Here is an 8,771-nt window from a genome sequence, read left to right as displayed (position 1 = left end):
GGGTAGTGGTGACTAGATCGAGCGTTTCAGCCGGAATGTTGATGTAGAGCAGATTATCGGTTTTGATGGCAAATTGCATGGCGTGGGTGCCCATATTGCCAGTTTGGACGATCCGAATCGCCGCGATGGGGATGCGTTTGGCGTATCCTTGACGGGAGACTAGGACGATCTCGTCGGTACTATTAGCTGGAATACAACCGACGATCTGCTCTCTATTGCCAACTTTGAGAGCTTGGATACCTTGGGAAACTCGTCCCATTAGGGGGATTTGCTCGGAGGCGAGGGCGAGGCGGAGAATCCGCGCGCCGGATGTGGCGATAACGATTTCGCGCTGGTTAGTCAGTGGGGTAATGGTGTGCAGTTTGTCGTCTTCCCGAAGTTTGATCAGGGTGGTACCTCGGTTGGTGAGTCCGCTGAGTTCTTGCAGGAGGACGCGTTTAATTTTCCCTTGAGCGGTGAGCAGCAGCAGTTGCTGCATGTCATCTGGGGCTTCGTCGGGAGTAGGAAGGCTAAATATAACACGCTCGTCAGGGCTTTCCGCTAATGCGGGAATTAGACTAGCCAGGAGCGTTCCACGATCGTTACCGAGGGTGGGCGGGATATCGCGAATTCTTAAGGGATAAGCTTTGCCCTCATCAGTGACTAATATGAGTTCTTCTTCGGTGTTAGTTTGGTAAGTTTTGGTGACAAAATCATTAGTTTGCAAATTGAGTTTTGCCCCGGTTTTACTCAGGCGTCTAATGTATCCTTGATGGGTAATTTCGACAGTCGCTGGTTGACCGGGTTCGGTTTCAATGATTTGGAGTTGGGATGCTGGGAGTGTCCTAGCACGAGTCTCTTTGGGTGTCTCGCTACTAGTAGTTTTAGTTCTAGTTGAGGTGGCTCTATCTGGCTTTGGTTGTGGGGTAGGCGGCTCTAATTTGGTAATTTTCGTCCGACGATCGTCTGCGAATTTGCGTTTGAGCGATCGCAGATCTTTCTTGAGCGATTTGAGCAATTCGTTCCGATCTTGTAAGAGGTTATTGAGGGTATTAATCTTGGTGTTGATTTCTTGAAATTCTGTTTGGAGATTCTTCTTTTCTAAGCCAGTCAAACGGCGCATGGGCATAGCTAAAATTGCGTCTGCCTGCGTGTCGCTCAGATTTAACTCTGTCTGGAAGATCGCTTTAGCAGTCGTGCCATCTGGGGCGTTGCGGAGGATCGTAATGACCGCATCGAGATTATCTAATGCCGTGAGTAAGCCAGACACCAGGTGTACCCGTTTTTGGGCTTGTTCGAGTTCGTTCCCGTACTGACGCGTGAGGGTAATTTCTCGAAACTTGAGAAATTCTTCGAGCAGTTGTCTGAGGGTGAGTTGTCTGGGTTGTCCTTCGACAATTGCCAGCAAAATCGCGCCAAAGTTACTCTGGAGAGCGGTTTGGCGATAGAGTTGTTCGAGGACGTTGCTGGGTTCGCTATCGCGTTTGATCTCGATAACGACGCGCATCCCCTCGCGATCGCTTTCGTCGCGCAGATCGGCAATGCCATCAATTTTGCCCGCGTTGACGAGTTCGGCAACTTTTTCAATCCAGGCGGCTTTATTTACCTGAAAAGGTAGTTCGGTGACGATGAGCGAATCGCGCCGTTTTTTTGATTTAGTGAGTTTGGCGCGATCGCTAGCAACTTCGATATGCGAAACCCCACGCACGGTAATAATCCCTCTTCCCGTCCGATAAGCATCGTGGATGCCATCTGTACCCATAATCTCCCCACCTGTGGGAAAATCGGGGCCGGGAATTAATTCCCACAATTTGGCATCGGGGAGATCGGGTTTGTCGATGAGAGCAATTGCTCCATCGATCGCTTCGCCGATATTGTGGGGGGGAATATTAGTCGCCATCCCGACCGCAATCCCGCTACAGCCATTAACCAGCAGGATCGGTACTTGTGCGGGTAAAACTGTCGGTTCTTGTTGGGAATTATCAAAGTTACCGATAAAGTCTACCGTTGCGGTGCCAATCTCGCCCAAGAGAGCTTCGTGACTCAGTGGTGCTAGTCGCGTCTCGGTATACCGCATCGCTGCTGGCGGATCGTTATCGACTGAGCCAAAATTACCGTGTCCGGCCAAGAGTGGATAACGGGTTGAAAAGTCCTGAACCAGCCTCACTAGGGCGTCATAGACCGATTGGTCGCCATGGGGGTGATATTTACCCAAGACATCCCCAACGACACGAGCGCATTTGCGGTACGGTCGATCGGGTGTGAGTCCCAACTCGTGCATTGCATAGACGATCCGCCGATGTACTGGTTTTAGTCCATCGCGGACGTCAGGCAACGCCCGTCCTACAATCACACTCATGGCGTATTCCAGGTACGATCGCTGCATCTCTGAGGGCAGGTCGATCGGAATAATTTTTTCTGTACCTAGCAGATCTAACTGTTTTACCATGAGTTCAAATGCCTATCTCGATCGCTTAAGTTAATCTCAGTCTGCCACAAACTGTTCGCAATCGGGCGAGACTGCAAAATAATAATACACAATTACTAAGGGAATAGGGAATAGGGAATAGGGAATAGGGGATAGGGAATAGGGGTTGGAACGCAAGCGTTCCGATATTTCCTATTTCCCAAAGGATCGAACATAGAATCACAGACCTAAAATCTAGCGGCTAATCCCTATCCCCTATTCGCTATCCCCCATTCCCTATCCCCTATCCTCTAGCCGGAGCCTTAGTAATAAATTCCCGCACCCGTGGGGTCTGGATTAGTTTGCGAGTGTCATTGAGGAGTTTATCACCCCACAAGTTATCTTTGAGGTATTGAATGTTCGCATAACGACTGTCGAGGGTAATTGCTTTTTCGGCAGTAGTAAATGCCTCAGCTTGTTTGCCTTGAGTAAACAGAGCTACTGCCATTGCGAGTACAGGTTCGGCGGCTTTGGGATCGATGGCGATCGCGCGTTGCCAGTTTTGCATGGCACCATTGATATCGCCTGTTTCGTAATTAACCAACCCGATATTGTTAATAGCTGGCCAAAATTTCGGGTCTTTTTTAACAGCTTTTTGATATTGAGCGATCGCGTCGGCGTATTTATTCGATTTATAATAAGCATTACCGAGATCGAACAGCGCGCTATTATTATCTGGCTTGATTTTTAGTCCAGCTTGCAGGGTATCGATCGCTTGTGGCAGATCGCCTTTTTGGAAATAGGCCGAACCTAACATAAATAAGATGTCTGGATCTTGAGGTTTGATGGCCTTTGCCTGTAGCAAGGCATCGATCCCTCTTTGATACTTTTGAGTTTGGACGTATAAGGAACCTAAAAAGAACCAAGCTTCATGGCTTTTTGGTGCTAATTGAGTGGCTAAAGCAACGCGCGGAATTGCTTGTTCGTATTGTTGAAATTGAACTAATCCAGCGGCTTGTCTGAGTAAGATTTTACTTGTGTCTTCTAAAGATTTTGGGTCTTTCTTGGGGGTATAAGGTACTAAAGCTTGGCTGTGAGCAGACATAGACATGGGCAAGCTCAAAATCCCCAGGCAAGCGATCGGGAGTAAGAAGAGATAGATCCGTTTATGCACGATAAGTTAGGTCTAGGTATATATATCGAAGACAAGTAGATAGAAAACCGTCGAGATTGCAACTTTTGAGCGGGAGGTTGGTGTTGTTTGTCGAGTCCATCATAAGACAGATTCTACAGCTACTTGACAACGATCGCGAAGCTAAGATCGACTCAGGCGATCGATCGAGATCGGTACGCGCTTAGATCCAGGCTACCGCACTTAGCAACTCGATCGAGTTAAAAGTGGCGATCCCTAAGTAGATTTACAGAGGGTTTTCACTACTGAGCGATATGACTTTTGACACTAGTCACTACCCATGATATCGAGTTAAACTTGTAAATAAAAGTAACAGATTTTATTAAAAGTCAATCTTCGAGCTGTCTAATCGGCAGATTTACTCTCCATTGGAGAGGCTAATGCGGCTACGCTCTGTCTGAGTGCGCCAACGAGAAGCAATTCGAGAGTCCTAACCCTAAATAAGTGCCCCTCGATCTCCTATGCAACTACCTCTCATACATAACATCAAGCGTCCGATCCCTGTAATTGCAGGCGTAGCTGCGGCAACCCTCGGGCTAGCGGCACTCGGAACGATTGCAGTAACTCAGTTCAAGCCAGCCAATAAGATCGACCTAGCTCGCTACACGACTGCCGCTAAAGCCGCAGATCTCACCGAGCGCATCACAGCTAGCGGCAACGTCATCCCCTTCCAGACTGCCAATATCAGTCCTAAGACGGCAGGTAGAGTGTCGCAACTATTTGTCGAGCAGGGAGATCGGGTTACCCAAGGGCAAAAAATCGCTCAAATGGAAAATGCCGAAGCGCAAGCAGCCTTCGCCCAAGCTCAAGCTAACGTGCAGCAAGCCCAAGCCAATTTAGATAAAGCTAAAAATGGCTCGCGCCCCGAAGAAATCGCCCAAGCCAAAGCGAGGCTAGAGCAAGCCCAAGCCAATTTAAATAAAGCCAAAAACGGCAATCGCCCTGAAGAAACCGCCCAGGTGCGGGCAAAACTCGCCCAAGCCCAAGCCAATTTAAATTTGTCGCGATCGATCGCACCCCAACAAATCGAACAGGCTACAGCCCAAGTTTCCTCAGCTACAGCGCGACTCAAACTCGCCCAAGCCCAAGTCGATCGCAATCGATCGTTGCGGCAATCGGGAGCGGTATCGCAGGATGCACTCGATCGAGCTACTGCTGACTATCAAACTGCCAGAGCCAATCTCCTCGACGCCCAACAAAAGCTCCAACAGGTACGCAACAGTACTGCATCAGAAATCAACCAGCGTCAAGCTGCCGTCTCTGAAGTCCAACAAGCCCTGCGCCAATCTCAACTCGGCAGTCGGACGGAAGATGTCGCTAGTTTAGCCGCTCAAGTCAATCAAGCCCAAGCTGCATACGAGCAAGCCAAAAATGGCTCGCGTCCCGAAGATATCGCCCAACTGACAGCAGCACTAGCAGTAGCTAACGCCCAATTACAATCGGCTCGATCGCAACTGAGCGATTCTACCGTCGTCGCGCCGTTTGCCGGATTGATTACCCAACGGTATGCCAGCGTCGGGGCATTTGTAACGCCCACAACTTCGGCTTCGACTAGTACCTCGGCAACTTCTACTTCGATCGTGGCTTTAGCCAAGGATATGGAAGTTAAAGCTAAGGTACCAGAAGTCGATATCGGCAAAATCAAACTCGGTCAAAAAGTCGAAATTACTGCCGATGCCTATAGCGAGCGACCCTTTCAAGGTACCGTCCGCCTAGTGGCTCCAGAAGCAGTAGTCGAACAAAACGTCACCTCGTTTGAAGTTCGCGTTGCCCTCGATACTGGCAAAGATGTCTTGCGATCGGGTATGAATGTCAATACCGTTTTTAGCGGCAGACGCACCAATAATGCGATAACTGTACCCACTGTTGCGATCGGTTCCAAAAAAGGCAAAACAGGCGTTTATGTACCTGGCGAAAATAACGAACCTACGTTCAAAGAAATCAAAGTTGGCACCACATTTAGAGACAAAATTCAAGTAAAAGAAGGTCTCAAATCTGGCGATCGAGTCTTCATCGATGTCCCCCCTGGATTTAAAGAAAAAATGCTCGGCGATGGAAATAAATAATTAGTGGATAGTGGATAGTGGATAGTGGATAGTTGGGCATTGAAAGTTGGAAGTTGAGTATTAAATGTTCGCGGCTGCTCACTATACTCTTATTCACCATCAACTATTCACTATTCACTCTTCACCATTCACCATCAACTATTCACTATTCACTATTCACTATTCACTAAAAGATGAATATCTTTGAAAGCTTTAAAATGGCTACTCAAACGCTCGTAGCTAACAAGCTGCGGAGCGGTCTCACCATGCTCGGAATTATTATTGGTAATGCTTCGGTAATTGGGATGATCGGTGTGGGTGAGGGTACGCAAATCCTCGCGACAGATCAATTTAAAAGTCTGGGGCCAAATACCTTATTTATTTTACCTGGATCTCCTAAAGCCCAAAATATTCGCAGTGGTGGGGTACCGCCGACGCTAGTCTTGAGCGATGCTCGGGCGATAGCGCGTCAAGTTCCGTCTGTTTCGGGAGTCGCACCAGTGCTCCAGAATTCGTTTGTAGTTAGCTACCAAAATATTACGACTACTTCGATTATTCAGGGTACGACTCGTGAATTTCCGGCAGTGCGGAATTTTGCAGTTAGTCGAGGTCGCTTTATAAATGACCTGGATGTTAAAGAGGACAAACAAGTTGCGATGCTAGGTACCGATATTGCCCAAAGATTATTTGGCAATATGAATCCATTGGGCAAACAGATTCGGATTAAGGATCTGAGTTTTGAAGTAGTGGGATTGATGGAGGAAAAAGGCACTTCCTTCGGTAGCAACCAAGACGATACAGTCTTCGTTCCGATTACGACGATGAGCAAGCGAATAATTGGTAGAACTTCACCATTTGGATTGCGAGTATCGTTGATTTCGGTATCGGCTAAAGATAGCGAAAGTATGGATGCTGCCGAATTCCAAATCACCAATTTATTGCGACGCAGACATAAGATCGTCGGCGAAGATGATTTCACCGTTCGCAACCAAAAAGATGCTCTGACGATCGTCTCGACGATTACGGGTGCGCTGACATTATTACTAGGCGCGATCGCGGGAATTTCGCTGCTCGTTGGTGGTATCGGTGTAATGAATATCATGCTTGTCTCTGTCACCGAACGCACTCAAGAAATTGGCTTGCGTAAAGCGATCGGGGCGACTCAAAATGATATCCTGACTCAATTCACGATCGAAGCCATCATTCTGTCGGTAGTTGGTGGCATTATCGGTACTCTCATCGGCGTGGGTGGGATTATTTTAGTTCGCAATTTTAGTCCGCTCAAGACAGCCGCAATTTCCCCGTCGGCAATTGTCTTAGCCGTGAGTGTCTCCGGTGGGATCGGTTTATTCTTTGGTGTCGTTCCCGCTCGCCAAGCAGCCAGATTAGATCCGATCGAGGCTTTAAGAAGCGTCTAAATCATTTTTCCGATCGGAGACATTTCGACCGTTACTGCTAGATACCCGACTTCTCGAAGAAGTCGGGTATCTGTCCTTGCAGATTTTCAGTAATTATTTTTATCCATAATAACAGCTCAAATAGATTACTATATTAGTATTGTCTCAAATGTAAATCGTTAGTAATTCATCTGAGTTAATGAAGAAAATTAGCTTTGGTACCAGCCTCCACAATCCCATTTTCAGACAGCTTTATCTGGCTCAAACAATTAGTTTGCTAGGCGATGCTTTGACTTGGTTGGGGTTGGCATTACTCGCGTTTGAACTGGCTGGTAAATCTGCACCGATCGTCTTAGCAGGTGCTCTGACACTGCGAGTGATCGCTTTTACCTTACTTTCACCAGTAGCAGGAGTATTAGCCGATCGAGTCGATCGCAAGCCGATTTTGATAATTACTCATTTGGGGCGGATGCTATTAGTTTGTCTGTTACCATTCGTGAATAGTATCTGGCAAATCTACGCATTGGTACTGGGGTTAAATATGCTCAATGCCTTTTTTAGCCCCACATATCAAGCGACAATTCCATTAGTAACCGATGCAAGCGAGTATCCCCAAGCGATCGCGCTATCTAGTACGACTTATCAAATTTTGGGCGTATTTGGCCCCGGAATTGCTGGCATCTTGGCATTATTTGTCGGTGCTAGAGATTTATTTTTCTGGGATGGTTTGAGCTTTATTATTGCCGCAATTCTCATCGGTACTTTACCGAGAAATTTACGGACAGATGCGGCAACAGCCGGAAATCGATCCATCCAACAGATTCGATCGGATATTCAAGTGGGTACACTGAGACTATGGACGGATGCACCGATTCGGTATGGCTTGCTCCTGCAATTAGTGGCTTCGATCGCAGGCGCGCAGATCTTGGTAAATACCGTCGGTTACGTGCAGGGTAAGCTCGGCCACACCGCTGTAGAATATGGCTGGGTGATGATGGGCTTCGGTTTGGGGGCAACTCTAGGCACGATCGCGATCGGGATTTTTCCCCAATATCGATCGAAAATCCTCACCCTCTTAGGTGGCGGCATCCTGATTAACGCTGCCTTACTGGGTGCCGATAATGTCGGACTAGTTCCGCTGATTTTATTATGGGCGATCGCCGGATGCGGCCAAAGCCTAATTAATCTATCGATGCAAACCTTAATCGCCGATCGCACGCCCAAAGATCTGCAAGGGCGGGTATATGGTGCGCATTTTGCCTGGAGTCATCTCTGGTGGGCGGGGGCTTATCCCTTGGCTGGCTGGCTGGGTACCACCTTTGGCGATCGTACTTTTCTGTATGGTAGTCTCATCGGACTGGCATTACTTACAGCAGTGCATCTAGCCCTCGCCCCCGATCGATTTGCCCACACTCACGCCGAAATTTGGCACACCCACCCTCACCACCACGATTTCCACCACGAACACCAGCACGAGCATCTTACTGAAGTAACGATCGACGATTCTCTTTCAGAGAGCCTTCACCAACGATCGACACATGCACATCCACACGCTCACTCTCAAGTCAGTCACACCCACGCTTACACTGATATCAGCCACCAGCATTCTTAAGGCTTTAGGCTCTAGGCTTTAGGCTTTAGGCTTTAGGCTTTAGGCTTTAGGGAACGGGGAACAGGTAACAGGGGGAAAGGAAATAGGGCGTAAGGCTTAACTATACTCATCCACCCATCCACCCATCCACCCATCCACC

At 48.1% G+C, this 8,771-nt stretch carries 5 protein-coding genes; 3 read left to right on the top strand and 2 right to left on the bottom strand.

The genetic code is table 11. The features are described 5' to 3' along the window. On the bottom strand, positions 1-2,428 hold a 2,428-nt coding region (locus C7B77_RS16855), incomplete at its 3' end, for a DNA gyrase/topoisomerase IV subunit A (protein ID WP_106307231.1). A gap of 262 nt (positions 2,429-2,690) precedes the next feature. Then, positions 2,691-3,560, bottom strand: a complete 870-nt coding sequence (locus tag C7B77_RS16850; protein WP_425430828.1) for a tetratricopeptide repeat protein — start codon at positions 3,558-3,560, stop codon at positions 2,691-2,693. 479 nt (positions 3,561-4,039) lie between these two features. On the opposite strand from C7B77_RS16850, the gene C7B77_RS16845 reads away from it, so the two are divergent. The 3 genes from C7B77_RS16845 (at position 4,040) to C7B77_RS16835 (ending at position 8,632) form a co-directional block, all read left to right on the top strand. Beyond that, positions 4,040-5,644: an efflux RND transporter periplasmic adaptor subunit gene (locus C7B77_RS16845; RefSeq protein WP_106307225.1), complete on the top strand. Its 1,605-nt coding sequence runs from the start codon at positions 4,040-4,042 to the stop codon at positions 5,642-5,644. Between the two features lie 173 nt (positions 5,645-5,817). Continuing rightward, positions 5,818-7,041, top strand: a complete 1,224-nt coding sequence (locus tag C7B77_RS16840) for an ABC transporter permease (RefSeq protein WP_106307222.1) — start codon at positions 5,818-5,820, stop codon at positions 7,039-7,041. A gap of 178 nt (positions 7,042-7,219) precedes the next feature. Then, positions 7,220-8,632, top strand: a complete 1,413-nt coding sequence (locus C7B77_RS16835; protein WP_106307219.1) for an MFS transporter — start codon at positions 7,220-7,222, stop codon at positions 8,630-8,632. Positions 8,633-8,771 lie beyond the last annotated feature (139 nt).

The sequence above is a fragment of the Chamaesiphon polymorphus CCALA 037 genome, from assembly GCF_003003845.1.
Lineage (GTDB): Bacteria > Cyanobacteriota > Cyanobacteriia > Cyanobacteriales > Chamaesiphonaceae > Chamaesiphon > Chamaesiphon polymorphus.
Note: the sequence above shows the minus strand (reverse complement) of the source record. Positions and strands in the feature narration are given on the sequence as shown.